At 69.8% G+C, this 26,912-nt stretch carries 18 protein-coding genes; 11 read left to right on the top strand and 7 right to left on the bottom strand.

Features of this window, described 5'->3' with window-relative positions; genetic code table 11:
* Positions 1 to 190 precede the first annotated feature (190 nt).
* The gene (gene glnE, locus AC3AP7_RS01755; protein WP_475766164.1) at positions 191 to 2,974 is read right to left on the bottom strand and encodes a bifunctional [glutamate--ammonia ligase]-adenylyl-L-tyrosine phosphorylase/[glutamate--ammonia-ligase] adenylyltransferase; all 2,784 of its coding nucleotides are present in this window, start codon (positions 2,972 to 2,974) and stop codon (positions 191 to 193) included.
* 174 nt (positions 2,975 to 3,148) lie between these two features.
* Here glnE and AC3AP7_RS01750 point away from each other — a divergent pair, with 174 nt between their 5' ends.
* The 4 genes from AC3AP7_RS01750 to aroG all read left to right on the top strand — a co-directional run bounded on the left by AC3AP7_RS01750 (position 3,149) and on the right by aroG (position 11,494).
* Positions 3,149 to 7,402 (top strand): YhdP family protein, encoded by a 4,254-nt coding sequence (locus tag AC3AP7_RS01750; RefSeq protein ID WP_475766166.1) that lies wholly within the window; start codon positions 3,149 to 3,151, stop codon positions 7,400 to 7,402.
* Between the two features lie 143 nt (positions 7,403 to 7,545).
* Positions 7,546 to 8,385 (top strand): carbon-nitrogen hydrolase family protein, encoded by an 840-nt coding sequence (locus tag AC3AP7_RS01745; protein ID WP_475766168.1) that lies wholly within the window; start codon positions 7,546 to 7,548, stop codon positions 8,383 to 8,385.
* A 115-nt stretch (positions 8,386 to 8,500) separates the two neighbouring features.
* Positions 8,501 to 9,967, top strand: coding sequence for a metalloprotease TldD (gene tldD, locus AC3AP7_RS01740; RefSeq protein WP_475766170.1), 1,467 nt, complete (start codon positions 8,501 to 8,503; stop codon positions 9,965 to 9,967).
* 453 nt (positions 9,968 to 10,420) lie between these two features.
* Complete coding sequence (aroG, locus tag AC3AP7_RS01735; protein ID WP_475766172.1) at positions 10,421 to 11,494, top strand: 3-deoxy-7-phosphoheptulonate synthase AroG; 1,074 nt, start codon at positions 10,421 to 10,423, stop codon at positions 11,492 to 11,494.
* A gap of 205 nt (positions 11,495 to 11,699) precedes the next feature.
* Here the strand turns inward: aroG and AC3AP7_RS01730 are convergent, their stop codons facing one another.
* Positions 11,700 to 12,284 (bottom strand): cob(I)yrinic acid a,c-diamide adenosyltransferase, encoded by a 585-nt coding sequence (locus tag AC3AP7_RS01730; RefSeq protein ID WP_475766174.1) that lies wholly within the window; start codon positions 12,282 to 12,284, stop codon positions 11,700 to 11,702.
* 203 nt (positions 12,285 to 12,487) lie between these two features.
* Between AC3AP7_RS01730 and AC3AP7_RS01725 the strand changes: the two genes are divergently transcribed.
* The 6 genes from AC3AP7_RS01725 (at position 12,488) to proC (ending at position 19,781) form a co-directional block, all read left to right on the top strand.
* Entirely contained in the window at positions 12,488 to 13,903 is a 1,416-nt protein-coding gene (locus AC3AP7_RS01725; RefSeq protein WP_475766175.1) for an FAD-binding oxidoreductase, read from the top strand.
* Between the two features lie 82 nt (positions 13,904 to 13,985).
* Positions 13,986 to 15,479 carry an FAD-linked oxidase C-terminal domain-containing protein gene (locus tag AC3AP7_RS01720; RefSeq protein ID WP_475766177.1) on the top strand — a complete coding sequence of 498 codons (1,494 nt, stop codon included), beginning with the start codon at positions 13,986 to 13,988 and terminating at the stop codon, positions 15,477 to 15,479.
* Positions 15,480 to 15,851: 372 nt separating this feature from the next.
* A complete protein-coding gene (gene glcE / locus AC3AP7_RS01715; protein WP_475766178.1) occupies positions 15,852 to 16,940 on the top strand; it encodes a glycolate oxidase subunit GlcE in 1,089 nt (362 codons plus the stop codon).
* Between the two features lie 8 nt (positions 16,941 to 16,948).
* Complete coding sequence (gene glcF / locus AC3AP7_RS01710) at positions 16,949 to 18,175, top strand: glycolate oxidase subunit GlcF (RefSeq protein ID WP_475766180.1); 1,227 nt, start codon at positions 16,949 to 16,951, stop codon at positions 18,173 to 18,175.
* Positions 18,176 to 18,250: 75 nt separating this feature from the next.
* Positions 18,251 to 18,949, top strand: coding sequence for a YggS family pyridoxal phosphate-dependent enzyme (locus tag AC3AP7_RS01705; RefSeq protein ID WP_475766181.1), 699 nt, complete (start codon positions 18,251 to 18,253; stop codon positions 18,947 to 18,949).
* 16 nt (positions 18,950 to 18,965) lie between these two features.
* On the top strand, positions 18,966 to 19,781 hold the full coding sequence (gene proC, locus AC3AP7_RS01700; RefSeq protein WP_475766183.1) for a pyrroline-5-carboxylate reductase: 816 nt from the start codon (positions 18,966 to 18,968) through the stop codon (positions 19,779 to 19,781).
* Between the two features lie 29 nt (positions 19,782 to 19,810).
* Here proC and ubiA read toward each other — a convergent pair whose 3' ends face one another.
* The 5 genes from ubiA to recG form a co-directional block, all read right to left on the bottom strand.
* Positions 19,811 to 20,674 carry a 4-hydroxybenzoate octaprenyltransferase gene (gene ubiA / locus AC3AP7_RS01695; protein WP_475766185.1) on the bottom strand — a complete coding sequence of 288 codons (864 nt, stop codon included), beginning with the start codon at positions 20,672 to 20,674 and terminating at the stop codon, positions 19,811 to 19,813.
* 160 nt (positions 20,675 to 20,834) lie between these two features.
* The gene (locus tag AC3AP7_RS01690) at positions 20,835 to 21,323 is read right to left on the bottom strand and encodes a Dps family protein (protein WP_475766187.1); all 489 of its coding nucleotides are present in this window, start codon (positions 21,321 to 21,323) and stop codon (positions 20,835 to 20,837) included.
* A gap of 154 nt (positions 21,324 to 21,477) precedes the next feature.
* Positions 21,478 to 21,636: a hypothetical protein gene (locus AC3AP7_RS01685; RefSeq protein ID WP_475766189.1), complete on the bottom strand. Its 159-nt coding sequence runs from the start codon at positions 21,634 to 21,636 to the stop codon at positions 21,478 to 21,480.
* Between the two features lie 176 nt (positions 21,637 to 21,812).
* Complete coding sequence (locus AC3AP7_RS01680) at positions 21,813 to 22,772, bottom strand: LysR substrate-binding domain-containing protein (protein ID WP_475766191.1); 960 nt, start codon at positions 22,770 to 22,772, stop codon at positions 21,813 to 21,815.
* Positions 22,773 to 22,905: 133 nt separating this feature from the next.
* The gene (gene recG, locus AC3AP7_RS01675; protein ID WP_475766193.1) at positions 22,906 to 25,368 is read right to left on the bottom strand and encodes an ATP-dependent DNA helicase RecG; all 2,463 of its coding nucleotides are present in this window, start codon (positions 25,366 to 25,368) and stop codon (positions 22,906 to 22,908) included.
* 217 nt (positions 25,369 to 25,585) lie between these two features.
* Between recG and queA the strand changes: the two genes are divergently transcribed.
* Positions 25,586 to 26,635: a tRNA preQ1(34) S-adenosylmethionine ribosyltransferase-isomerase QueA gene (gene queA, locus AC3AP7_RS01670; protein ID WP_475766195.1), complete on the top strand. Its 1,050-nt coding sequence runs from the start codon at positions 25,586 to 25,588 to the stop codon at positions 26,633 to 26,635.
* The last annotated feature ends 277 nt before the right edge of the window (positions 26,636 to 26,912 follow it).

The following is a 26,912-nucleotide window of genomic DNA, read 5'->3' as shown; positions in this document are numbered from 1 at the left end:
GCTGGGCGCGGGCTGGGCGCGGGCTGGGCGCGGGCTGGGCGCAGGCTGGGCGCAGGCTGGGCGCAGGCTGGGCGCAGGCTGGGCGCAGGCTGGGCGCAGGCTGGGCGCACACAACGCACCGCATGCCCGCCACTTCCGCTGATCCGCGCGAGCCCCCCATGCGCGCCCGCCACGCCCCCTGCTCGCGCGCCTAACCGAACACCCTTCGCCACAACGCCTGCACCGCCTCGCGCTCGGCCGCCACGGTAGCGGGCTCGACGCGCGCCTTCTCCATGCCGTCGAGCCGCAGCTTGTGCTGCAGCTTCCGGTAGGTCCGGTAGGCCGCGCCGACCGTCTCGGCCTCGGCCTCGCTCATCATCCCGAAGCGCGACACTTCGCGCAGCAGCGCGATATTGCCGGTGTTGCGGATCAGTTCGGGATCGCGCGTCGCGTGCAGCAGCACCCAGTACTGAACCGTGAACTCGATGTCGACCATCCCGCCGCGGTCGTGCTTGAGATCGAACAGCGCGGTATGGTTCGGGTGCCCCGCCTCGACCCGCGCACGCATCTCGACGATCTCCGTCGCGAGCGGCCCGGCCTCGCGCGGCGTCGTCAGCACCTGCTCGCGGATCGCCTCGAACTTCGCGCCGATCTGCGCATCGCCCGCGCAGTAGCGCGCCCGCGTCAAGGCCTGATGCTCCCAGACCCACGCGGTGTTCGCCGCGTCGCCCTCGCGTAGCTGGTAGCGCCGGAATGCGTCGAGATCCGTGACGAGCAGGCCCGATTCGCCGTTCGGCCGCAAGCGCAGATCGACGTCGAACAGCGTGCCGGCGCCGGTCGCCATCGTGAGCCAGGTGATCAGACGCCGGGTGAACATGGCGTAGATTTCGGCCGCGTTCTCGTCGGGATCATCGTAGAGAAAGATCAGATCGAGATCCGACGCGTAGCCCAGTTCCTTGCCGCCGAGCTTGCCGTAGGCGATCGCCGCAAAGCGCGGCGCATCGCGATGACGCCGCGCGAACTGCTTCCACACCGTTTCGAGCGTGACGTCGAGCACCGCGTCCGCGAGCTCCGAGAGCCGGTCGCTCACGTGCTCGACGCTCAACCTGCCGGCCAGATCGATCAGCAGGATGCGGAACACTTCCGCCTGGTGCGCGTGGCGCAGCAGGTCCATCTGCTGCTCGGCGCCGTCGGCCGCCGCGAGGCGCGCGCGCAAACCGCGCTTGAACTCGGCCCAGTCGAACGGACTCGCGATCGCTTCGTCGTCGAGCAGTTCATCGAGCAACTGCGGATGTCGGATCAGATAACCCGCCCCCCAGTGCGTTGCGCCCAGCACTGACAGCACTCGATGCAAGGCCTGCGGATATTCGGTCAAAAGTGCGAGATACGCGCCGCGGCGGCTCACCGCTTCGAGCAGATCGAAAAAGCGCGCGACGGTGTCGCCGCGCCGCTGCGCCGGCTCGAGCGTGCGCGCGGCTTCGAGCGCGCGCTGCGCGACGCTGTCGAAGCGCTGGCGGCTGCGCTCGGGCAGCCCGGCATAACGCGACGACTGCCACAGCGCGCGCAGCCGCGCGAGCAGGCTGGCCGGCTCGCCGATGCCGAGCTCGACGAGGCGCGCGGCGAGCGCCTCGTCCGCGCTTTCGTCGGCGAGCGCGCTGCTCCACACCCACGCGGCCGCGCCGTCTTCCGGCGCGCCGCAGCCGGCGCGCCCGTTCACCTTGTCGGCGAAGATCTGGTCGAACTGCCGCTCGACCAGCTCGCGGTGCGTATCGAGCTGCGCCATCAGCGCCGCATAGTCGTCGAAACCCATCGACTGCGCGAGCGCCGCGCGCTCGTCGGGATCGACCGGCATCGCATGCGTCTGCGCGTCGTTGCGGTACTGCAGCCGGTGTTCGAGCTGGCGCAGAAAGCGGTACGCGTGCGACAGCCCCGCGCACACCGCCGGCGCAATCAGGCCGTGCGCGGCCGCGTGCCGCAGCACGGCGAGCGTCGGCCGCACCCGGAAGCCGGCATCCTGGCCGCCGCGGATCAGCTGGAACACCTGCGCGCTGAATTCGATCTCGCGGATGCCGCCGCGGCCGAGCTTGATGTCGTCGGCCTTGTCCGGACGCATCGACGCGCGGCGCTGCGCCTCCTGGCGAATCTGCAGATGCAGCGCCCGGATCGCGCCGATCACGCCGAAGTCGAGGTAGCGCCGGTAGACGAACGGCGTGACGATCGCGTCGAGCTGCTTCGCGAGCCGCGCGGCCGCCTCGTCCGCGCCGCCGGACACGAGCCGGCCCTTGATCCACGCGTAGCGCTCCCACTCGCGGCCCTGCACGTAGAAATACTCTTCGAGCATGCCGAGGCTGCACACGAGCGGGCCCGAGTCGCCGTTCGGACGCAGGCGCATGTCGACCCGAAACACGTAGCCGTCGGCGGTGACCTCGGCGAGCGCGGCGATCAGCCGCTTGCCGAGCCGCGTGAAGAAATCCTGCGTCGCGATCGGCGCGCGCGCGCCGCCGGCGGTTTCGCCGTCGTCTTCATAGACGAAGATCAGGTCGATGTCCGACGACACGTTCAGCTCGCGTCCGCCCAGCTTGCCCATGCCGACCACGCCCAGCGCGAGGCGCTCGCCCTGCGGGCCGCGCGGCTCGCCGAACTGGCCCTCCAGCTCGGCGGACAACACGGCGAGCGAGCGCTGGATCGTCGCCTCGGCGAGGTCCGTCATCGCGCCGGTCACTTCCGCGAGATCGGCGCGGCCGGCCAGATCCCGCTCCATCACCGCGCAGAACACCTCGGTGCGCAACTGGCGCAGCGCCCGTCTGAGCGCGTCCTCGGCAAGCGGCGTGCCCGCGGGCGTCGCGCACAGCGCGTCGAGCCGCGCGTCGATGCGCGCGCGCGTGAGCGGCGCGGCGGCAAGCGCGCGGACCTGCTCAGCGGAGGCCGGACGCGCGGCGAGCGCGCGGGCGGCATAGAAGGAATAAGCGGAACTCAGGAGTGAGGTATCGGTCATCAAAGGTCAGGATTGCAAGTGGCGGCATCTGTCGCGACGCGCGGCCCCGCGCCCCCGCAATCGGGCGCGAAGCGGCACGGGTGCTGGCTCCGGGCGAATAACGCCGGCGCGGGCCCCTGTGTTACATTTCGACGTTAGACTGCAAAACTACCATACGCCTACCCCCGCCGCAGCATGTCCGAGCGCAACGAATCCGTCGAGCCGCACCCAACCGGACACGTCAAGCCTGCAGGCAACGACCACGCGATCCTGCGGCACGCATTGCGGGTCGCGCTGGCGGTGGCGCTGTCTCTTTATTTCATCATCGCCGCGCTGTTTCTCGGCCTGCGCTACGGCCTGCTGCCGCACGTGGACGCGCTGCGTCCGCGCATCGAGGCGCTCGTCTCCGACAGGCTCCACGTACAGCTGCGGATCGCGCACCTCGCGCCGCACTGGAGCGGCTTTCAGCCGGGCATCGACATCACCGGCCTGACGATCCGCGGCCGCGACGGCCAGCTCGCGCTCAGCGTGCCGCACGCGGTCGCCACCGTATCGTGGCGCTCGCTGTGGACGCTGCGTCCGGTCCTCTCGGCGCTCGTCGTCGAACGGCCCGACGTGCTGGTCGCGCGCGCGAGCGACGGCTCGCTCACGGTGGCCGGCGTGCCGGTGCCGAACACCCACACCGGCAACGACACGTTCACGACGTGGCTGCTGCGCCAGCAGGCCATCGTGCTGCGCGGCGGCACGCTGCGCTGGCGCGACGCGCGCCACGACGCGCCGGAGCTCGCGCTGCACCAGATCAGGCTCGCGATCCTCAACGACGGCTACGACCACCGCGTGGCGCTGCAGGCGCCGCCCGACGGCAACGTGCTGCACGGCCCGCTCGACTTTCGCGCGCACTTCCGCCATGCGCCGCTGTCGGCGCCCGGCAAGCCGGTCAACTGGCGCGGCGAGGCGTACATCTCGACCGGTCCGGTCGACCTGCCGGCGCTCGCGCATTACGTGGACTTCCCGATTGCGACCTACGCGGGCCGCGTCGACAACGCGATCTGGATCGACTTCGCGGACGGCCGCATGAGCTCCGCGAGCGGCGAACTCTCGGGCATCGACGTCTCGCTGCGCGTGCGGCCGAGCCAGCCGCGCCTCGACATGCCGGTCGCGCGCTTCTCGTGGCAGCTCGACCTCGCGCCGGACGACTACACGCTGCATCTGCGCGACCTGCACGCGGAGCTCGGCCAGTTGCCGCTCGCGGACGGCACGCCGCTCACCCGCACGCTGTCGCTCGCTTCGCTGACCGGCCGGTATCGCCGCGCGAGCGTGCAGCACGGCCAGTTGATCAGCGTGAGCGGCGACCGCGTCGACCTCGGCGTGCTCGCGGAGTTCAGCCGGGCGCTGCCGCTCTCCGGGCGCATCCTGAACACGCTGGTGCACTTCGATCCGCGCGGCCAGGTTGCGCATTACCTGATCGAAATCGAGCGCGCCCGCCCGGAATCGGGCGAGGCGGCGGCCGAGCGCGACGCGAGCCGCGCCGAGCCGATCGTGCGCTACCGGCTCAAGGCCGACCTGCAGGGCATCAGCATCGCCGCGCAGGAACCGCCGCCGGGGCTCACCCCGCTCGGTCACCCGCGCGCCGGGCTGCCCGGCGTCGAGAACCTGTGGGGCAGCATCGACGCCGACCAGACCCACGGCTCGATGACGATCGACACGCGCGATGCGGCCGTCACGCTGCCCGGCCTGTTCGACAACCCGCGCCTGCTGTTCGACCGCCTGCAGGGCCGCGGCAGCTGGGTCGTCAAGCCCGCCGCGCCGGGCGAGGCGCACAAGGCGTTCACGATCACGGTGCCGGAGCTGCGCGCGGTCAACGCGGACACCGCCGCGCGGGTCACCGCGAACTACAGCAATCCCGGGCACGGACGCGGTACGCTCGACCTGAAGGCCTACATCGAGCGTGCGCAGGTCGCGCGCATTCCGCGCTACCTGCCCACCAGCATCAGCGCGAAGCTGCGCACCTACCTCGGCCACAGCCTGCAGGCCGGCACCGCGCGCGGCGCGACGATCGAGGTGCACGGCGACCTGACCCAGTTCCCCTACTCGCGCAACCCGCACGCAGGCGTGTTCCGGATCGTCGCGCCGTTCACCCACGGCCGCTTCGATCCGTCGCCGTACCCGCCGCGCACACTGCGCGACGGCACGACGCCGAACGTGTGGCCGGCATTCGACGGCATCGACGGCACGTTCTCGCTCGCACAGAACGTGCTGCGCTTCGACATCACGCATGCGCGCTACAAGCGGGTCGCGCTGACGAAGGTGAGCGGGCGCATCGCCGATCTCGGCACGAAGGCGTCGAACCTCGTGATCAGCGGCAACGGCCGCGGACCGCTTGCCGACATGCTGGCGTACGTCGACGCGAGCGCGCTCGGCGGCGCATCGAAGCACGCCGGCCGCAAGCTGCACGTCGACGGGCCCGCGTCGCTCGCGCTGAAGCTGACGGTGCCGCGCACACCGCGGCCGCACATCGCGGTCGAAGGCGCGCTCGGCTTCCGCGGCAACCGCGTCGCCGTCGACAACGTGCCGCCGCTGTCGAAGCTGACCGGCACCGTCCGCTTCACCGACCGGGCGGCGCGCCTCGATCACCTCGCCGGCGAGTTCCTCGGCGGGGACGTGCGCGCGAACGGCGGCTTCGTCAAGGACGGCACGTACTCGCTCGACCTGCAAGGCCGCATCGCGGCCGACGCCGCGCGCGGCCTCGGTCTGCGGGGCCCGGCCGCGCAGCTCCTCGCCCGCATGAAAGGCAGCGCGCCCTACGATCTGAGCGTGACCGGCGCGAAAGACCGCCTGCCCGACATCACCGCAAGCTCCGACCTGAGCGATCTGGCGCTCGACTTCCCCGCGCCGTTCGACAAGCCCGCCGGCACGCCGATGCCGCTGCGCTTTACCCTCGGCCCCGCCGACCCCGAGGGCGGCACCGGCGACCTGCAGCGCGCCGAGCTGACCTTCGGCCCGGTTTCCGCGTCCTACATGCTGCGCGACACGGCGCACGGGTCGCCGCACGTGGTGGTCGGCGCACTCGGGGTGAACCGGCCGGCCGTGCTGCCGAACGACGGCGTGATCGCGGCAGTCGACATCCCCACGTTCGACGCCGACGCGTGGCGCGCGCTGTTCGACAAGCTACGCGGCAAGAACGCCGGCGCGGACAGCGCGGATGGCACGGCCGGCACGAATAGTACGAGCGGCGCGGACAGCACGGCCGTCACGAGCGGCGCGCCGGAGATGACGCCGGGCCCGCTCTTCACGCAATTCCTGCCGACCCGCTTCGCGCTGCACGTCGGCATGCTGACGCTGCTCAAGCGCCACTGGGAGAGCGTGATCGTCGGCGCGTCGCGCGAGGACGGCAACTGGCAGGCCAACGTCGCGTCGAACCAGGTGTCCGGTCACGTCGCATGGCTGCCGGGGCATGCACCGGGCTCGCCCGGCACCGTGCAGGCGCGCCTCGCGCGGCTCGTGATTCCGGCCGCCAGCGAAAACGACCTGCTCGGCCGGGCCATCTCGGCGCCCGCGCGCAACATGCCGGCCATCGACCTGCAGGTGAACCAGCTGTTCGTACACGGCCACGACGCTGGCCAGCTCGACGTCGACGCCCGCAACATCACCGAAGCCGGCGTGCCGGTCTGGCAACTCGACAAGCTCGAACTCAGCAATCCGGCCGCCACGTTGAGCGCGACCGGCAACTGGCGCACCGCCGCCCGGTTCGGCGCGAACACCGACGAGGACACGCCGCGGCGTACCGTGTTCGACTTCAGGCTCGACATCAAGGATGCCGGCGCGCTGCTCGCGCGCGTCGGCCTGCCGCGCACGGTCGAAGGCGGCAGCGGCACGCTCGCGGGCAAGGTGGTGTGGCGCGGCGGCCCGACCCAGATCGACTATCCGACCCTCAACGGCAACGTGTCGGTCGACCTGCACCACGGGCAGATCCTGCGGGTGGACCCGGGCGTCGCGAAGCTGCTCGGCGTGCTGAGCCTGCAAGGCCTCGAACGCTTCGCGACGCTGCATTTCCGCGACGTGATCGGCAAGGGCCTGCCATTCGAGAGCGTGACCGGCACCGGCCAGATCAGCAACGGCATCGGCAGCACCGACAACTTCCGGATGGTCACCGCCCCCGCGCGCGCCGAGATGAAGGGCTCGGTCGATCTCGCGCAGGAGACCCAGGACCTGCACGTGCACATCGTGCCGACCATCAGCGCGGGCGCCGGCGTGGTCGCGGCGACGGTGGTGAATCCGCTGTTCGGCCTTGCCGCGCTGGCCGCCAATTTCGCGCTGTCGAAATCGATCTCGAAGGCGTTTGCGGTCGACTACGCGGTGACCGGCTCATGGTCGAAGCCGCATGTCGAGCGGGTGCACGACGATCGCGGTAAGATGGATCTGCCGGCCTCCGCCGTGCCAGCCCGGTAAGCCCGGCCGACCGGCCGCGCGCGGAGCCCGCCGTGCAGCCGGCGCGGCGCGGGCCGGGCGCACGGCCTGACGCGCCGGCATTGCACCCTGATCGATCCGCGGCGCCCCGCGCGCCGCCTAGCCGGGAGTCTTTCGACACGCTCATGAGCGAACCACACGCCAGTTCCCGTCCCGTTCCGCCGTCGTTTCGCGTCGCCGCGCTGCAGATGGTCAGCACGCCCGAGCGCGAACGCAATCTCGCCGAAGCCGGCCGGCTGATCGCCGAGGCGGCCGCCGATGGCGCGCAACTCGTGCTGCTGCCCGAATACTTCTGCTTCATGGGCCAGCGCGACACCGACAAGCTGGGCCTGCGCGAGCCGCACGGCGACGGCCCGATCCAGCGCTTTCTCGCCGACGCCGCGCGCCGCCACCGGCTCTGGGTGATCGGCGGCACGCTGCCGCTCGCCGCGCCGGAGCCGTCGCGCGTGCTGAACACGACGCTCGTATTCGATCCGCAGGGCCGCGAGGCCGCGCGCTACGACAAGATCCATCTGTTCAATTTCGAAAAAGGCGACGAATCGTTCGACGAGGCCCGCACGATCCGCCCCGGCGACACGGTGCGCACGTTCGACGCCCCGTTCGGGCGGGTCGGACTGTCGGTCTGCTACGATTTGCGCTTTCCGGAGCTGTACCGGCGCATGGGCGACTGCGCGCTGATCGTGGTGCCCTCGGCGTTCACCTACACGACCGGCCGCGCGCACTGGGAGATGCTGCTGCGCGCCCGCGCCGTGGAGAACCAGTGCTACGTGCTGGCCGCCGCGCAGGGCGGCAAGCACGAAAACGGCCGCCGCACGTGGGGACACAGCATGCTGGTCGACCCGTGGGGCAAAATCGTCGCGGTGCGCGACGAAGGTGCGGGCGTGGTGGCCGGCAACGTCGAGCGCACGCGCATCGACGAAGTCCGGCAAAGCCTGCCCGCGTGGCGCCACCGGGTACTCGCGTGAAACCGTTGACACCGCCATGAGCGCGCGCCAACACTGCCGCTAGCGCACCGGCGACGCCCTGGGCGCACCGCCGGCCGCGACCGAACCACCCTGTATCGAGCAGAACATACTTCGCATGAATCTCATCGAACCCGGCATCCGCAATCTCGTTACCGCCAAGGACGTGCTCCTCACCCCGTACGGCCTCGACGAAGCCCTGCTCACCCGCACCCTCGCGGACATCTTCACGCATCGCGTCGACTATGCGGACCTGTACTTCCAGGCCACCCGCAGCGAGGCATGGAGTCTCGAGGAAGGCATCGTCAAATCGGGCAGCTTCAGCATCGACCAGGGCGTCGGCGTGCGCGCGGTGAGCGGCGACAAGACCGCCTTCGCGTACTCGGATGACCTGTCGCCCGACGCGATCCGCCAGGCCGCGCTCGCGACCCGCTCGATCGCGAAAGCGGGCGGCGGTCGCCAGAAGATCAAGGTCGCCTCGTCGCTGAAGGGCATCGCCGGGCGCGACCTGTATCTGCCCGCCGACCCGCTGCATTCGCTCGACGCGACCGCGAAGGTCAAGCTGCTCGAACGCGTCGAGCAGATGGCGCGCGGCCGCGACCCGCGCATTACCCAGGTGATGGCCGGGCTCGCGGGCGAGTACGACGTCGTGCTGGTCGCGCGCAGCGACGGCGCGCTCGCCGCCGACATCCGGCCGCTCGTGCGCGTGTCCGTCACCGTGATCGCCGAGCAGAACGGCCGCCGCGAAATCGGCAACAGCGGCGGCGGCGGCCGCTTCGACTACGGCTACTTCACCGACGAGGTGCTCGCGAAGTACGTCGACGACGCGGTGCACGCGGCGCTCGTGAACCTCGACGCGCGCCCGGCGCCCGCCGGCGCGATGACCGTCGTGCTCGGACCGGGCTGGCCGGGCGTGCTGCTGCACGAGGCGATCGGCCACGGGCTCGAAGGCGATTTCAACCGCAAGGGCTCGTCGGCCTTTGCCGGGCGCATCGGCGAGCGGGTCGCGGCGAAAGGCGTCACCGTCGTCGACGACGGCACGCTGCCGAACCGGCGCGGCTCGCTGAACATCGACGACGAGGGCAACGCAACCCAGTGCACGACGCTGATCGAGGACGGCATCCTGAAGGGCTATATCCAGGACTCGCTGAACGCGCGGCTCATGAAGATGCCGGTCACCGGCAACGCGCGCCGCGAATCGTACGCGGCGCTGCCGATGCCGCGCATGACCAACACCTACATGCTGAACGGCGACAAGGACCCGCAGGAGATCCTCGCGTCCGTGAAGAACGGCCTGTACGCGGTGAACTTCGGCGGCGGCCAGGTCGACATCACGAACGGCAAGTTCGTGTTCTCGGCGTCCGAGGCCTACATGATCGAAAACGGCAAGGTCACCTACCCGGTGAAGGGCGCAACGCTGATCGGCAGCGGCCCGGAATCGCTGAAGTACGTGACGATGATCGGCAACGACATGGCGCTCGACTCCGGCGTCGGCGTGTGCGGCAAGGAAGGCCAGAGTGTGCCGGTCGGGGTCGGCCAGCCGACGCTGCGCATCGAGAAAATGACCGTGGGCGGCACGGCCTGACGCATCAGGCGCAAATTTCTTGCATTATTTCGCACCGGGATGCGGATTATCCGCATCCCGGTGCGGACAATCCGCAATTTGCATGGCGGTGGGTTGTCAACGGCCGACCGGCCGGGGTATAAAGACGGTTAACTTTTTTTGGCTCGCGCCGACTCGCTCCCTCCTCCCATCATGTCCGCCAAGTTTTATTTTTACTTTTTCTGGCATCTCAGACCGCTGGCGGATCGAGAGGGGTGTGAACGCATGTAAGCCACCCGAAATTCCCGAAAAACCGCCAGCGAGTCTGGCGGTTTTTTTTCGCCCCTCCGGTTTTAACCCCGTTTATTGACCCGTTTCATTGACCCGTTTCGCCGCGCAACCCCGAAACCGGCCGTATGCCGGGCGCGTTTCGCTCCGCCCCCGCCCTTGCCCGCGGACGGACGAAACCCGCGGCACCGCACAAGGAGAACCGCCATGCCCCCGCACAACACCGACGATGTCCGTATTCGCGAATTGAAAGAACTCACGCCGCCCGCACACCTGATCCGCGAATTCCCGTGCGAAGAGCCGGTGTCCGACCTGATCTACCACGCGCGCCAGGCGCTGCACCGGATCCTGCACGGGATGGAAGACCGGCTGATCGTCGTGATCGGGCCGTGCTCGATCCACGATCCGAAGGCCGCGCTCGACTACGCGGCGCGCCTCGTCGAGCAGCGCAAGCGCTTCGCCGGCGAACTCGAAATCGTGATGCGCGTGTACTTCGAGAAGCCGCGCACGACGGTTGGCTGGAAGGGGCTCATCAACGACCCGCATCTGGACAACAGCTTCAAGATCAACGACGGCCTGCGCGCCGCACGCGAACTGCTGCTGCGCATCAACGAGCTCGGCCTGCCGGCGGGCACCGAGTACCTCGACATGATCAGCCCGCAGTACATCGCCGACCTGATCTCGTGGGGCGCGATCGGCGCGCGCACGACCGAGTCGCAGGTGCACCGCGAACTGGCGTCGGGCCTCTCGTGCCCGGTCGGCTTCAAGAACGGCACGGACGGCAACGTGAAGATCGCCGTCGATGCGATCAAGGCCGCGTCGCAGCCGCACCATTTCCTGTCCGTGACGAAGGGCGGCCATTCGGCGATCGTGTCGACCGCCGGCAACGAGGACTGCCACGTCATCCTGCGCGGCGGCAAGGCGCCGAACTACGATGCGCAGAGCGTCGACGCCGCCTGCGCGGACATCGGCAAGGCCGGGCTCGCCGCCCGCCTGATGATCGACGCGAGCCACGCGAACAGCTCGAAGAAGCACGAGAACCAGATTCCGGTGTGCGCCGACATCGGCCGCCAGATCGGCAGCGGCGACGAGCGGATCGTCGGCGTGATGGTCGAGTCGCACCTGATTGCCGGCCGTCAGGACCTGAAGGAAGGCTGCGCGCTCGCTTACGGGCAGAGCATCACGGACGCGTGCATCGGCTGGGACGAAAGCGTCGGCGTGCTCGAAGGGCTCGCCGACGCGGTCCGGCAGCGCCGCATCGCGCGCGGCAGCGGGAACTGAGCCGCTGCGGGAACTGAGCCACTGCGGGCACGGCCGGGCGCAGCGGCGCCCGGCCGTGCCGGGGAACCCGGCGGAATTCAACGGAACCCGCCCACGCGCCGGTCGGCTCGGCACACGATTTCACACGCAGCAAGCGCCGCTTTTATCGTGCTGCTGCCTTCTGCTCTCCGCTGCCAGCGCCGGTTACCCCCGCCCCCGCCCGCTTCTACCCGCCGCTTTCACCTGCCTCCTTCGCCGGCTTCGCGCCGCGCTCGTGCTGCCACAGCACGTCCGTGCCGCCGTCCGCGCGGTTCAGCACGCGCGCCAGCACGAACAACAGGTCGGACAGCCGGTTCACGTAGCGGCGCGGCGCGGCCGCGAGCGCCTCGTCTGCACCGAGCGTCACGATGCTGCGCTCGGCGCGCCGGCACACCGTCCGGCACACGTGCGCCAGCGCCGCCGCGCGCGATCCGCCCGGCAAAATGAACTCCTTCAGCGGCGAGAGCGTCGCGTTGTACTGCTCGAGCCAGCCGTCGAGCCGCGCGAGATGCGCATCGGTGATCATCGTGTGACCCGGGATGCACAGCTCGCCGCCGAGATCGAACAGGTCGTGCTGCACAGCTACCAGCGCCGCCCGCACGTCGTCCGGCAGCGTCTCGCACAGCAGCACGCCTACCTGCGAATTCAGTTCGTCGACGTCGCCCATCGCCGCGATGCGCGCGTCGTCCTTGCGCACCCGGCTCCCGTCGCCGAGGCCCGTGGTGCCGTCGTCGCCGGTGCGCGTCGTAATCCTGCTCAAGCGGTTGCCCATGATGTATCCCATGCCCGATAGGGCCGATCCAGACGTGCCGGGCCACAAGCGGCAAACCGGCCGCCGCCATTATAGGAGCCGTGGCCGCCGCGCGCCGGCCGTTGCACGATCGGCGTAAAATGAACCGGCCGGTTCGCCGCGTGCGCATGCACGGTACGCCGCCCGATCCGCCCGCCGATACCATCAGGAATCAGGAGACACGTGTGAACCATCCCGCGCCGCCGGCGCCGCTGCGCCGCCCTTTCCCTGCCGACCTGCTCGCGGCGCTCAAGAGCGCGTTCGGCGAGCGCGTCTCCGTGGCCGAAGCCGTCCGCGCGCATCATGGCCGCGACGAGTCCCCGTTCGATCCGCAATTGCCCGACGCCGTCGTGTACGCCCGCAGCGCCGCGGACGTGCAGAGCGTCGTGCGGCTGTGCGGCCAGCATGACGTGCCGGTCATTCCGTACGGCAACGGCTCGTCGCTGGAGGGGCATCTGCTGGCCGTGCAGGGGGGCGTGTCGATCGACCTGTCGGAGATGAACCGCGTGCTGTCGATCAACGCCGAAGACCTCACCGTCACGGTCGAGCCCGGCATCTCGCGCAAGCAGCTCAACGAAGCGCTGCGCGACACGGGCCTGTTCTTCCCGATCGATCCGGGTGCGGACGCGAGCATCGGCGGCATGACCGCGACGCGCGCCTCCGGTACCAACGCGGTGCGCTACGGCACGATGCGCGAGAACGTGCTCGGCCTCGCCGTGGTCCTCGCCGACGGCCGCACGATCCGCACCGGCACGCGCGCGCGCAAGTCGTCGGCCGGCTACGACCTCACGCGCCTGATGGTCGGCTCCGAAGGCACGCTCGGCGTGATCACGGAGATCACGCTGCGGCTCTATCCGCAGCCGGAAGCGGTGTCGGCCGCGGTGTGCGCGTTCCCGTCGATGGGCGAGGCGGTGCGCGCGGTGATCGAAACGATCCAGATGGGCGTGCCGGTCGCGCGCGTCGAGTTCGTCGACCCGCTCGCGATCCGTGCGATCAACCGCCACGCGAACCTCGCGCTGCGCGAGGCGCCAACGCTGTTCTTCGAGTTCCACGGCACCGCAGCCGGCGTGAAAGAGCAGGCCGAACTCGTCCAGGACATTGCCGCGCAGAACGCCGGCGAAGGTTTCGAGTGGGCGACGCGGCCGGAAGACCGCACGCGGTTGTGGAACGCGCGGCACAACGCGTACTTCGCGATGCTGCAGTTGAAGCCGGGCTGCCGGGCCGTCACCACCGACGTCTGCGTGCCGATTTCACGTCTCGCGGAGTGCGTCGCCGAGACGGAGCAGGATCTCGCCGGCTCGCCGCTGCCCTGTCCGATCGTCGGCCACGTCGGCGACGGCAATTTCCACGTCGCGATCCTGATCGATCCCAACCGGCCCGACGAACTCGCCGAGGCCGAGCGGCTGAATCACCGCATCGTGCAGCGCGCGCTGCGCATGGACGGCACCTGCACCGGCGAGCACGGCGTCGGTCTGCACAAAATGGGCTTTCTGCTCGAAGAGCACGGCGAGGTCGCCGTCGACGTGATGCGCGCGCTCAAGCATGCGCTCGATCCGCGCAACCTGATGAATCCGGGCAAGATTTTCTCGTGGGCGGCGTGAGCCCACGGCGGCGCGTGGCCGCCGGTGAGCGGCGGCCGCGCCGCCGCGCCGGCGGAGACCGGGAAAACAGAGGAGAACGACAATGAACGCACCCGCGGAATTGTCCGCCGAGGCGCTCGCGCAGCGTCAGCGCGAGGTCGTGCAGGCGCTGATGGCCGTGCTGCCGAATCATTGCCTGCTATACCGCGCGGAAGACACGGTCGCTTACGAATGCGACGGCCTCGCGGCCTATCGCCGCCTGCCGCTCGCGGTCGCGCTGCCGGAAACCGAGGCGCAGGTCCAGCGCGTCGTGCAGATCTGCCACCGGCTGCAGGTGCCGATCGTGCCGCGCGGCGCGGGCACCGGCCTGTCGGGCGGCGCGATGCCGATCCGGCATGGCGTGGTGCTGTCGCTCGCGCGCTTTCGCAAGATCGTCGAAGTCGATCCGTACGCGCGCACCGCCACCGTCCAGCCCGGCGTGCGCAATCTCGCGATCTCCGAGGCGGCCGCGCCGTTCGGGCTCTACTACGCGCCGGACCCGTCGTCGCAGATCGCCTGCACGATCGGCGGCAATGTGTCGGAGAACTCGGGCGGCGTGCATTGCCTGAAGTACGGCCTCACCGTGCACAACGTGCTGCGCGTGCGCGCCATCACGATGGAAGGCGAAGTCGTCGAGTTCGGCTCGTGCGCGCCGGACGCGCCCGGCCTCGACCTGCTCGCGGTGATGATCGGCAGCGAAGGCATGTTCGCCATCGTCACCGAGATCACCGTGAAACTGATCCCGAAGCCGCAGACGGCCCAGGTGGTGATGGCGAGCTTCGACGACGTCGTGCGCGGCGGCGAGGCAGTCGCCGGGATCATCGCGGCGGGCATCATCCCCGCCGGCCTCGAAATGATGGACAAGCCCGCCACGCGCGCAGTCGAGGAGTTCGTGCGGGCGGGCTACGACCTCGACGCCGCCGCGATCCTGCTGTGCGAATCGGACGGCACGCCCGAGGAAGTCGCGGACGAAATCGTCCGCATGACCGCGGTGCTGCGCGAGCACGGCGCGACGCGCATCCAGATCTCGCGCTCCGAAGCCGAGCGGCTGCGCTTCTGGTCCGGGCGCAAGAACGCGTTCCCGGCGGCCGGCCGCATCTCGCCGGACTACTACTGCATGGACGGCACGGTGCCGCGCCGCAGCATCGGGCCGCTGCTCGCGCGCATCGAGCAGATGGAGAAGACCTACGGGCTGCGCTGCATCAACGTGTTCCATGCCGGCGACGGCAACATGCACCCGCTGATCCTCTTCAACGGCAACGACCCGGACGAGTGGCACCGCGCGGAGGCGTTCGGCGCGGACATCCTGGAGAGTTGCGTCGAGCTGGGCGGCACGGTGACGGGCGAGCACGGCGTGGGCATCGAGAAGATCAATTCGATGTGCGTGCAGTTCTCGCCTGAAGAGCGGGACACGTTCCACGCGGTCAAGCGCGCGTTTGACGCGCCCGGGCTGCTCAACCCGGACAAGGGCATCCCGACGCGCGCGCGCTGCGCCGAGTACGGCAAGATGCACGTGCGCGGCGGTCTGCTGCCGCATCCCGACCTGCCGCGGTTCTGAGCACGCGCCTAACACGCTTCCGAACGCGCGTCTTGACCCGCTTCTGAACCCGCTCATAACCCGCTCATAACCCGCTTCTGAACCTGCCCTCCGGGCACACTGTCGATGCCGCTCTGGAGCATGCCTGCGGCGGCCACGGTGGCGCCCGCGCCCGAGCGGCGCGGGCGCCGCGTCCCGGCCGATGCCCGGGCGCGCGACGACGCCCTCGCCCGCCGGACCGCGCATGGCCGGAACGCGCCGTGCGAGGGCTGACACCGCGCGGCGCCAGCGTCCATGCGTGCCAACCCTGCCCCCGCCGATGCGGGTCCGCTCCGGGTTGCGAGACAGGCGGCGCCCGGTAAAATCGATCAGAAGACAACGACACATCACACCATGGAAGAGAGCGAGATCGTCGCCGCCTGGGCCGAACAGATCCGTTCGGCCTCCGCCGAAGGCCGCGCGCTGCGCATTCGCGGCGGCGGCACCAAGGACTGGTACGGGCAGACCCTCGAGGGCGAGATTCTCGACACGCGCGCGCACCACGGCATCGTCGACTACGATCCGGCCGAACTCGTCATCACCGCGCGCGCCGGCACCCCGCTTGCCGAGATCGAAGCAGTGCTCGGCGAGCATGCGCAGATGCTGCCGTTCGAGCCGCCGCACTTCGGCGCCGGCGCGACGCTCGGCGGCTGCGTCGCGGCCGGTATCGCCGGGCCGCGCCGGCCGGCCGCCGGCGCGGTGCGCGACTTCGTGCTCGGCACGCTCGTCATGAACGGCAAGGGCGAAGTGCTGAATTTCGGCGGCCGCGTCGTGAAGAACGTGGCCGGCTACGACGTCTCGCGGCTGATGGCCGGCTCCCTCGGCACGCTCGGGCTGATCCTCGAACTGTCGGTGAAGGTGCTGCCGCAGCCGAAGGCCGAGACCACGCTGAAGTTCGACATGACCGGCACCGACGCCGTCCGCAAGCTCAACGAATGGGGCGGCCGGCCGCTGCCGATCACCGCGAGCGCGTGGCGCAACGGCACACTGGTGGTGCGCCTGGGCGGCGCCGAAGCCGCCGTCAAGACCGCGCGCACCGCGCTGGGCGGCGAGGTCGTCGACGCGGTCGAGGCCGAGCGCTTCTGGGCCGGCCTGCGCGAGCAGACCGATCCGTTCTTTTCCGGCATCGCGCCGAACGCGGCGCTGTGGCGGCTCGCCCTGCCGTCGATCACCGAGCCGCTGCAACTGCCCGGCGCGCAGCTGATGGAATGGGGCGGCGGCCAGCGCTGGTGGATCACCGACACCGACGCGCAGACCGTGCGCATCAGCGCGAAACAGGCCGGCGGCCATGCAACGATGTTCCGCACCGGCGCGAACTACGACCGCAGCGCCGGCGTATTCTCGCCGCTGCCCGCGCCATTGATGAAAATTCACCGCGGTCTGAAGACCGCGTTCGATCCCGCCCGCGTGTTCAACCGCGGCCGCCTGTACTCCGATTTCTGAGCGACGCGATGCAAACCAACCTCGCGGACTTCATCCGCCAGAGCGCGGACGGCGCAGAGGCCGACGCGATCCTGCGCAAATGCGTGCATTGCGGCTTCTGCACCGCCACCTGCCCGACCTATCAGTTGCTGGGCGACGAGCTCGACGGCCCGCGCGGCCGCATCTACCTCGTCAAGCAGATGGTCGAGGGCGCGCCGGTCACGCGCAGCACGCAAACCCATCTGGACCGCTGCCTCACCTGCCGCAACTGCGAGACCACCTGCCCGTCGGGCGTGCAGTACGGGCGGCTGGTCGAGATCGGCCGCAAGATCGCCGAGGACAAGGTCAGGCGCCCGCTCGGCCAGCGGATGCTGCGCCGCCTGCTCGCGAGCACGGTGCCGAACAGCGCGCTGTTCGCGCCGGCCATGCGCATCGGCCAGCACGTGCGGCCGCTGCTGCCGAAGAAGCTGCGCGACAAGGTGCCGCCCCGTCACCGGCAGCTCGAATGGCCCACCGCGAAGCACGCGCGCAAGATGCTGATGCTCGCGGGCTGCGTGCAGCCGTCGATGATGCCGAACGTGAACATCGCGACGGCGCGCGTGCTCGACGCGCTCGGCGTCGAAACCCTGATTGCGCCCGAAGCCGGCTGCTGCGGCGCGATCCGCCTGCATCTGGGCTACCACGCCGAAGGGCTCGACGACATTCGCGCGAATATCGACGCGTGGTGGCCGTATGTCGAGCAGGGCGTCGAAGCGATCGTGATGAACGCGTCGGGCTGCGGCGCGACCGTCAAGGAATACGCGCATCTGCTGCGCGAAGATCCGGCCTACGCGGACAAGGCGCGACGCATCGCCGCGCTGACACGCGACATCTGCGAGGTGCTGCCGCAATTCGAGGAGACGCTCGCCGCGCTCGCGCACCGCCGCGCCGTGCACACGGTCGTGTTTCACTCGCCCTGCACGCTGCAGCACGGACAGCAGTTGCGCGGCAAGGTCGAGCACCTGCTCACCGCGCTCGGCATCGAGGTGCGCGTGCCGGATGACAGCCATCTGTGCTGCGGTTCGGCGGGCACCTATTCGCTCACGCAGCCGTCGCTGTCGTATGCGCTGCGCACGCAGAAGCTGGAGAAGCTCGCCGCCCAGGAGCCGCAAGTGATCGTCTCGGCGAACGTCGGCTGCATCGCGCATCTGCAAAGCGGCACGTCGACGCCGGTGGCGCACTGGATCGAACTCGTCGAGCACATGCTGTACGCGTAGCGCGGAGCGCGGTCCACGGTCCGCGGTCCGTATAATCCGCACCATCGCCTGTCGTACAGACTCAACCGATTCCCGATGTCAGATCTCGCTCACCACCTCACCGCCGTGCGGCAGCGAATCGAGGCGGCCGCGCGGCAAGCCGGCCGCGCGCCCGATTCGGTCATGCTGCTCGCGGTATCGAAGACCTTTCCCGCCGAAGCCGTGCGCGCCGCCTACGCGGCGGGCCAGCGCGCGTTCGGCGAGAACTACGTGCAGGAAGCCGTCGCGAAGATCGCCGCGCTCGCGGATCTGCGCGCGGCGCTCGACTGGCATTTCATCGGGCCGCTGCAATCGAACAAGACCCGTCCGGTCGCCGAACACTTCGACTGGGTGCACTCGGTCGATCGACTGAAGATCGCCCAGCGCCTGTCCGAGCAGCGGCCGGCAACCCTGCCGCCGCTGAACGTCTGCCTGCAGGTGAACGTGAGCGGCGAAGCCTCGAAGTCCGGCGTCGCGCCGGCCGAAGCCGCCGAGGTCGCGCACGCGATCGCGGCGCTGCCGCGGCTGCGCCTGCGCGGACTGATGTCGATTCCCGAACCGGCTGCGACATCGGACGCGCAACGCGCGCCGCATCGCCAGCTGCGCGCGCTGTTCGACCGGTTGCGCGCCGACGGACTCGCGCTCGACACGCTGTCGATGGGCATGTCGAGCGACCTCGAAGCCGCCGTGCTCGAAGGCGCGACGCTCGTGCGCATCGGCACGGCGATCTTCGGCACACGCGACTACTCACACTGACCCTTTTGCAAACATCATGAAAATTGCCTTCATTGGCGGCGGCAACATGGCCGCTGCGATCATCGGCGGGCTGATCCGCCACGGCGTCGCGCCGGCCGACCTGTACGCGATCGATCCGAACGACGACGTGCGCCGGCGCAACGAAGCGCACTTCGGCATCCGCACCGGCGCCTGCGCCGACGCGGCGCTCGCCCCGTTCGACGCCATCGTGCTCGCCGTCAAACCGCAGGTCGCGAAGGACGTGGCCGCAGCGCTCGCACCGCATCTCGGCGCGCGCCAGGTCGTAATCAGCATTGTCGCGGGCATTCGCGCGGCCGATCTGTCGCGCTGGCTCAACGGCCATCCGCGCATCGTGCGCGTGATGCCGAATACGCCCGCGCTGATCGGCATGGGCGTCGCCGGACTGGCCGCTACCGGCGCGCTCGACGCGGCCGATCGCCAGCTGGCGAGCGACGTGCTGGCCGCGGTCGGCAGCACGGTCTGGTTCGACGACGAAGCGAAAATCGATGCGGTCACGGCCCTCTCGGGCAGCGGGCCCGCTTACGTGTTCTACTTCATCGAGGCGTTGCAGGACGCGGCCCGCCAGCTCGGCATGGACGACGCACAGGCCCGCGCGCTCGCGCTCGCGACGTTCACCGGCGCGGCACAGCTTGCCGCCCAATCCGACGAGCCGCCCGGCGTGCTGCGCGAGCGCGTCACGTCGAAGGGCGGCACGACGGCCGCGGCGCTCGCCTCGTTCGACGCGAGCGGCGTGAAAGCGGCGATCGTGCGCGGCGTGCTGGCCGCGGATGCGCGCGCCCGCGAAATGGGCGACGAGTTCGGCAAGCTGTAACGCGCGAGCCGCGAGCGGGCGGCGCCGCGTCAGAGCGACGCGAGCGCGTAGTGTGCGGCGATGCCCGCGAACAGCGCGCCGCCCAGCCAGTTGTTGTGGCGGAACGCGGCGAAGCACGGCATGCGCTCGCGGCCGCGAATCAGCGTGTAGTGATAGATCGCGCACCCGGCGGCGGCCGCCCAGCCGAGCCAGTACGGCCAGCCAAAGCCGAGCGCGAGCCCGATGCGCAGATAGATGCCGAGCGTGAGCGCGTAGCACAGCATCACCGCGAACACGTCGTAGCGCCCGAAGGTCAGCGCCGACGTGCGGATGCCGATGCGAATGTCGTCGTCGCGATCGACCATCGCGTACTCGGTGTCGTACGCGACCGACCAGAATACGTTCGCCAGCAGCATCAGCCACGCGAGCGGCGGCACGTGATCCTGCACGGCCGCGAACGCCATCGGAATGCCGAAGCCGAATGCGATCCCGAGATAGGCCTGCGGAATCGCAAAGAAGCGCTTCGTGAACGGATACGACACCGCGACGAACAGCGCGAGCACCGACAGTTCCTTCGTCAACCCATTGAGCGGCAGGATCAGCAGGAACGCGAGCAGCGCGAGCACCCCGGCCAGCGCGACCGCTTCCCACGCGTGAATCTTCCCCGACGTGATCGGCCTTCCGGCGGTGCGCTTCACGTGTCGGTCGAAATCGCGGTCCGCGTAGTCGTTGATCGCGCAGCCGGCCGAGCGCATCAGCACGGTGCCGACCACGAAGATCGCCAGCAGCGAGAGCCGCGGACGGCCGTCCGCGGCGATCCACAGCGCGTTGAGCGTCGGCCACAGCAGCAGCAGGCTGCCGATCGGCTTGTCCATGCGGATCAGACGCAGATAGAGCGGAAGTCGTGCAAACATCGGCGGGCGGAACTCCGGGCAACGGGTCGCGACATTTTACGGGATCGGCCGGCGGCACCCGTGCCGACTCCGCCGGTTTTCACCGGGCGTAAAAAAAGCCTCCCGCCAGGGGAGGCCTCGTGCGCCATCCGTCTTGCCGGCGCGCGGGTCCGCGCAACGCTCAGGCCAGCATCGAGCGCAGCATCCACGCGGTCTTCTCGTGGGTCTGCATGCGCTGCGTCAGCAGGTCGGCGGTCGGCTCGTCGTGGGCCGCTTCGGTGAGCGGGAAAATCGCGCGCGCGGTGCGCACGACCGCCTCCTGCCCTTCGACGAGCTGGCGGATCATCTCCTCCGCGGCCGGCACGCCGTCCGCCTCGGGGATCGACGACAGCTTCGCAAAATCCTTGTAGCTGCCCGGCGCATGGACACCCAGCGCGCGGATGCGTTCGGCGATCGCGTCGACCGCGAGCGCAAGCTCGGTGTACTGCGTCTCGAACATCAGGTGAAGCGTGTTGAACATCGGACCCGTGACGTTCCAGTGGAAGTTGTGGGTCTTCAGGTACAGCGTGTACGTATCGGCGAGCAGGCGCGACAGGCCTTCGGCGATTTTCTTGCGATCCTTGTCGCCGATGCCGATGTTGACGTGCTGAACGGTTTCCTTCCTGGGCATGGAGCCTCCTTTTGTTGGCGTGATGCGAACCGACGGACGGCGCGCGACAGGGGTCCGCGCGCGATGACTGCGATGACCCCGATGACTGAGAGCTTACCGGATGCTTGCAAGTGGCGCGGCCTGGCTCGCCCGCACCCCGGATCTTGCCGTGCGCCTAGCCGCCGAACAGATGCGGCAGGCCGTGCGCGAAGATCGCCGCGTAGCCGCTGCCGACGATCGCAAGGCCGATCATCCTGCGCGCCGCGCGATGCGCGTGCCGCGCCAGCGGTCCGGCGACGGACGGGGCACCGGTGTTCGTCCTCATCTGGATCATGATCGCTCTCCTTCGGCTCCGCGATGTTTCGACAAACGGCCGATGCGGCGCACACGACGCGCTCAGCGCACGGCAGGCGGGATCGGCCGATCCATGAGAGGCAGTATATAACAGCTATCTATTTTATGTTTTTGATTGATTTAATCTATTCGATAGCCTTGGGCCGCCGCGCGCGCTCAGCTCACGGCGGCTGGGAGATCGAGCTTGCTCACGCCGGGCAGGTCGCACGCGTGGATGGCATCGCAGATCGCGTCGATCGCCGGCATCCGCGTGAAGCTCTTGCGCCACGCGAGCACCACGCGGCGATCGGGCACCGGTTCGTCGAACGGCACATAGCTGAGCAGACCCGAGTCAGCGCCGCCCGCATGCGGCTTGACCTCCTGCACCGACATGCGCGGCAGCACCGTGATGCCGACACCGCTTGCGACCATATGGCGAATCGTCTCGAGCGACGACCCTTCGAACGTCTTCTGGATTCCGTCCGCGTTCTGGGAAAAGCGCATCAGCTCGGGACACACGCCGAGCACGTGATCGCGGAAGCAATGGCCGCTGCCGAGCAGCAGCATGGTCTCCTGCTTCAGGTCGCCCGGATCGATCTTCGGACGGCTCTCCCACGCATGCCCCGACGGCAGCGCGACGACGAACGGCTCGTCGTACAGCGGACGCAGCATCAGCCCGGTCTCCGGGAACGGCAGCGCCATGATCGCGACGTCGATTTCGCCCTGCTTGAGCAGTTCGATCAGCTTCAGCGTGTAGTTTTCCTGCAGCATCAGCGGCATCTGCGGCACGCGCCTGATCATCTGCTTGACGAGCGTCGGCAGCAGGTACGGCCCGATCGTGTAGATGACGCCGAGACGCAGCGGCCCGACGAGCGGATCCTTGCCCTGCTTGGCGATTTCCTTGATCGCGAGCGTCTGTTCGAGCACGCGCTGCGCCTGCGTGACGATCTGCTCGCCGATCGGCGTCACGCTCACTTCGCTCGTGCCGCGCTCGAAAATCTGCACGTTCAGCTCGTCCTCAAGCTTCTTGATCGCCACCGACAGCGTCGGCTGGCTCACAAAGCACGCCTCCGCCGCGCGGCCGAAATGCCGCTCCCGGGCAACCGCAACGATGTATTTCAGTTCAGTGAGCGTCATTGGGGGCCCAATCAATGCCTGAATTCGATAGGTTTCAGTTATACACCGACGGGGCCGGTTCGCCAACCTCCCGCCGCACAGGAATTGTCCGCCACGGCCCGCAAGGGCCCCGCCTCCCCGGCGCGCGCCGCGATCACGCCTTCAGATACTGCTCGCGGGTGCCGAGCCAGCGGTTCAGATGCTGCGTGACGACCTCCGGATAATCGCGCAGCAGCCGCTCGGCTGCCTCGCGTGCCGGCTCGATCAGCCAGCCGTCCTGCTGCAGGTCCGCGAAGCGCAGCATCGCGGCGCCCGACTGGCGCGCGCCGAGAAACTCGCCGGGGCCGCGGATGTCGAGGTCGCGCCGCGCGATCTCGAAGCCGTCGGTGGTTTCGCGCATCGTCTGCAGCCGCGCGCGCGCGGTAAGCGATAGCGGCCCGGCGTACATCAGCACGCACACCGACGCAGTGCTGCCGCGCCCGACGCGGCCGCGCAACTGATGCAACTGCGCGAGGCCGAAGCGCTCCGCATGCTCGATCACCATCAGCGACGCATTCGGCACGTCGACCCCCACCTCGATCACGGTGGTCGCGACCAGCAGCTGCACTTCGTTGCGGCTGAACGCGTCCATCACGGCGGCCTTCTCGGCGGGCGCAAGCCGCCCGTGCACGAGCCCCACCTTCAGCTCGGGCAGCGCGGCCACCAGCGTCTCGCAGGTTTCGACCGCGGTCTGCAGCTGCAGCGTCTCGCTTTCCTCGATCAGCGGACACACCCAGTACACCTGACGGCCGGTCAGCGCGGCCTCGCGCACGCGGCCGATCACCTCTTCGCGACGCGCGTCGGACACGAGCCGCGTGAGGATCGGGGTGCGGCCGGGCGGCAGTTCGTCGATCGTCGATACATCAAGGTCCGCGTAAAACGTCATGGCCAGCGTGCGCGGGATCGGCGTGGCCGACATCATCAGCTGGTGCGGCTGGAAGCGCTCGGCGCCGTCGGCCGCGCGCTGCGCCTTCGCGCGCAGCGCGAGCCGCTGCGCGACGCCGAAGCGGTGCTGTTCGTCGACGATCACGAGCCCGAGCCGCGCGAATTCGACCACGTCCTGAATGATCGCGTGCGTGCCGATCACGAGCTGCGCGGTGCCGAGCGCCGCGGCTTCGAGCGCGGCGCGCTTCTCGCGCGTCTTCAGGCTGCCCGCGAGCCACGCCACCTGGATGCCGAGCGGTTCGAGCCAGCCGCGCAGCTTGCGTGCGTGCTGCTCGGCGAGGATTTCGGTGGGCGCCATCAGTGCGGCCTGGTAGCCGGCGTCGATCGCCTGCGCGGCGGCCAGCGCCGCGACGATCGTCTTGCCGCTGCCGACGTCGCCCTGCAGCAGCCGCTGCATCGGATGCGGCTGCGTCAGATCGAGCGCGATCTCGCCGCACACGCGCTGTTGCGCGCCGGTCAGCACAAACGGCAACGCCTGCAATAGCCGCGCGACGAGGCCGGCCGGATCGTCGGCGCGGCGCCGCGGCATCGCCGGCGCCGCGCGGCTGCGCCGCTCCTCGTGCGCGCGCTTGAGCGAGAGCTGCTGCGCGAGCAGTTCCTCGAACTTGATGCGCACCCACGCCGGGTGCGTGCCGTCCATCAGCGCGGTTTCGTCGTCGGCCGCGTCCGGATGATGCAGCATGCGCACGGCCTCCGTGAGCGACGGCACGCCGAGCGGCGCAAGACACGCCTGCGCGACCGGCTCCGGCAGCAGTTCGGGCAGCGGCGTACGCGCGAGCGCGTTGTCGATCGCCTTGCGCAGATAGGCCTGCGACACGCCCGCGGTGCCCGGATAAACCGGCGTGAGCGCCTGCGGCAGCGGCGTGTCGGCGTCGACGACACGCACGGCCGGATGCACCATCTCCATGCCGAAGAAGCCCCCGCGCACGTCGCCGCGCACGCGCAGCCGCGCGCCGACCGCCATCTGCTTCACCTGCGAGCCGTAGAAGTTCAGAAAGCGCAGGATCAGCTCGTCGCCCGCGTCGTCGCGCAGCTTCACGAGCAGCTGGCGACGCGGCCGGTACGCGATCTCGTTGTCGAACACGACCCCTTCTGTCTGCGCGACGCCGCCCGGCAGCAGATGCCCGATCGGCGTGAGCGAGGTTTCGTCTTCGTAGCGCATCGGCAGATGCAGCACGAGGTCGATCGAGCGCGTGAGTCCGAGCTTCGCGAGCTTGTCGGCGGGCTTGGCGGCTGCCTTCGCGCCCGGCTTCGCGGCTTGCCGGCCGACGGCCGGCGCCTCGCCTGCGGATTCCACTGCCGCCCCCGCCGGGGCTTCGCGCGCCGCTGCTTTGGCCGTTGCTGCGCCGCCCGCTGCTGCTCCGCCCGTCGCCGCTGCCTCGCCCGCTGCTGTTGCTCCGCCCGTCGCCGCTGCTCCGCCCGCCGCTGCCCCGCCCGCCGCCGCTGCCTCGCCCGCTGCTGTTGCTTCGCTCGTCACCGCCGCTTCGCCCGCCACTGCTCCGCCCGCCGCCGCACCCGCGCCGTGCAGCGGCGGCTTCACGAGCGCGCCGCCGCGGCGGCGGGCAGCGCGCCGCGGCGGCGCGGCATCCGCTTCGTCGACGGCAGGGGACACACGGCGTTCGGACACGGGCATGGGTTGCTTCGTCAGTACAAGTACAATAAGAGGTTTCGCAGCCATCCTTGCCGCGATGCTTGCAGCCATCGGGCGGTCGTCGGGAAGCCGTTACGTTCCGCCCGGGCCATCGCAGCGTCCCGCCATCATAGCCGCACGCCGCCGTTAGCCGGCGCGGCGGCACACGGCGCGCGCGCATCCGCGGCCGCTGCCGGCAACGCAACCTGATCCACTCCGCATGTTTACGCTTTCCGATTTCGATTTCGACCTGCCGCCCGAGCTGATCGCGCAAACCGCGCTGCCCGAGCGCAGCGCCAGCCGCCTGCTCGAGGTGGACAGCCTCGCGGCGCCCACCCGGCTGGTCGACCGCCGCTTTGCCGAACTGCCCGCGTGCATCGCGCGAGGCGACCTGCTCGTGTTCAACGATACCAAAGTCCTGAAAGCGCGCTTCCTCGGCCAGAAGGCCAGCGGCGGGCGCATCGAGGTGCTGGTCGAGCGCCTCACCGGCGAGCGGACCGCGCTTGCGCAGATCCGCGCGAGCAAAAGCCCCGCGCCGGGCACGACGCTGCGCCTCGCCGACGCGTTCGAGGCGACCGTCGGCGAGCGGGTCGAGCCGTTCTACACGCTGCACTTCCCGCAGGACTGTCTCACGCTGATCGAACAGTTCGGCCGGCTACCGCTGCCGCCTTATATCGCGCACGACCCGGACGCGACCGACGAGGCCCGCTATCAGACCGTGTTCGCGCAGAACCCCGGCGCGGTGGCAGCGCCCACCGCCGGCCTGCACTTCGACGAGGCGCTGCTCGCCCGGCTCGACGCGCACGGCGTCGAGCGCGCGACGCTCACGCTGCACGTCGGCGCGGGCACGTTCCAGCCGGTGCGCGTCGAGAACATCGCCGAGCACCGGATGCACAGCGAGTGGTATCAGTTGCCGCAGACGCTGGTCGAGCAGATCGCCGCGGCGCGCGCGCGCGGCAACCGCGTGATCGCGGTGGGCACCACGTCGATGCGCGCGCTCGAAGCCGCCGCGCGCGACGCCGAAGCAGCCGGCCGGCCGCTCGCCGCCACCAGCGCGGACACCGACATCTTCATCACGCCCGGCTACCGGTTCCGCGTGGTGGACCGGCTCGTGACGAACTTCCACCTGCCGAAATCGACGCTGATGATGCTGGTGTCCGCGTTCGCCGGCGTGGAAACGATCCGCGCGGCCTACCGTCACGCGATCGCGCAGCGTTACCGGTTCTTCAGCTACGGCGACGCAATGCTGCTCACGCGGCACGACGCGTAAGCAGCGAGCTGTCCGCGCGCGGCGGGTGCGCGTGCGCGGAGCGCCAGTGCCGCGGCGCTGCCGCCGTCCCCGCGGGTTATCGCTGCAAATCGTCCCTGGGGGTGTCGCTGCTCGTCGTCCCCGCAGGTTGTCCCGACAGGTCGTCCTTGGAGTTGTCCCGGCAGGTTGTCCCTACAGGTTGTCCCCGAAGGCTGTCTCTACAGGTTGTCCCTGAAGGCTGTCCCTACAGGCTGTCCCCGAAGGTTGTCCCCGGGGTTGCCCCCGAAGGATGTCCCTG

It is taken from the genome of Paraburkholderia sp. PAMB 6770 (assembly GCF_057748135.1).
The sequence above is the reverse complement of the archived record's forward strand: the minus strand, read 5'-3'. Positions and strand labels throughout refer to the sequence as shown.

Bases quoted from the DNA above. Each gene is read 5' to 3' on its own strand.
- glnE (WP_475766164.1), bottom strand. From the start codon at position 2,974: ATGACCGATACCTCACTCCTGAGTTCCGCTTATTCCTTCTATGCCGCC.
- AC3AP7_RS01750 (WP_475766166.1), top strand. From the start codon at position 3,149: ATGTCCGAGCGCAACGAATCCGTCGAGCCGCACCCAACCGGACACGTC.
- AC3AP7_RS01745 (WP_475766168.1), top strand. From the start codon at position 7,546: ATGAGCGAACCACACGCCAGTTCCCGTCCCGTTCCGCCGTCGTTTCGC.
- tldD (WP_475766170.1), top strand. From the start codon at position 8,501: ATGAATCTCATCGAACCCGGCATCCGCAATCTCGTTACCGCCAAGGAC.
- aroG (WP_475766172.1), top strand. From the start codon at position 10,421: ATGCCCCCGCACAACACCGACGATGTCCGTATTCGCGAATTGAAAGAA.
- AC3AP7_RS01730 (WP_475766174.1), bottom strand. From the start codon at position 12,284: ATGGGCAACCGCTTGAGCAGGATTACGACGCGCACCGGCGACGACGGC.
- AC3AP7_RS01720 (WP_475766177.1), top strand. From the start codon at position 13,986: ATGAACGCACCCGCGGAATTGTCCGCCGAGGCGCTCGCGCAGCGTCAG.
- glcE (WP_475766178.1), top strand. From the start codon at position 15,852: ATGGAAGAGAGCGAGATCGTCGCCGCCTGGGCCGAACAGATCCGTTCG.
- glcF (WP_475766180.1), top strand. From the start codon at position 16,949: ATGCAAACCAACCTCGCGGACTTCATCCGCCAGAGCGCGGACGGCGCA.
- AC3AP7_RS01705 (WP_475766181.1), top strand. From the start codon at position 18,251: ATGTCAGATCTCGCTCACCACCTCACCGCCGTGCGGCAGCGAATCGAG.
- proC (WP_475766183.1), top strand. From the start codon at position 18,966: ATGAAAATTGCCTTCATTGGCGGCGGCAACATGGCCGCTGCGATCATC.
- ubiA (WP_475766185.1), bottom strand. From the start codon at position 20,674: ATGTTTGCACGACTTCCGCTCTATCTGCGTCTGATCCGCATGGACAAG.
- AC3AP7_RS01690 (WP_475766187.1), bottom strand. From the start codon at position 21,323: ATGCCCAGGAAGGAAACCGTTCAGCACGTCAACATCGGCATCGGCGAC.
- AC3AP7_RS01685 (WP_475766189.1), bottom strand. From the start codon at position 21,636: ATGATCCAGATGAGGACGAACACCGGTGCCCCGTCCGTCGCCGGACCG.
- AC3AP7_RS01680 (WP_475766191.1), bottom strand. From the start codon at position 22,772: ATGACGCTCACTGAACTGAAATACATCGTTGCGGTTGCCCGGGAGCGG.
- recG (WP_475766193.1), bottom strand. From the start codon at position 25,368: ATGCCCGTGTCCGAACGCCGTGTGTCCCCTGCCGTCGACGAAGCGGAT.
- queA (WP_475766195.1), top strand. From the start codon at position 25,586: ATGTTTACGCTTTCCGATTTCGATTTCGACCTGCCGCCCGAGCTGATC.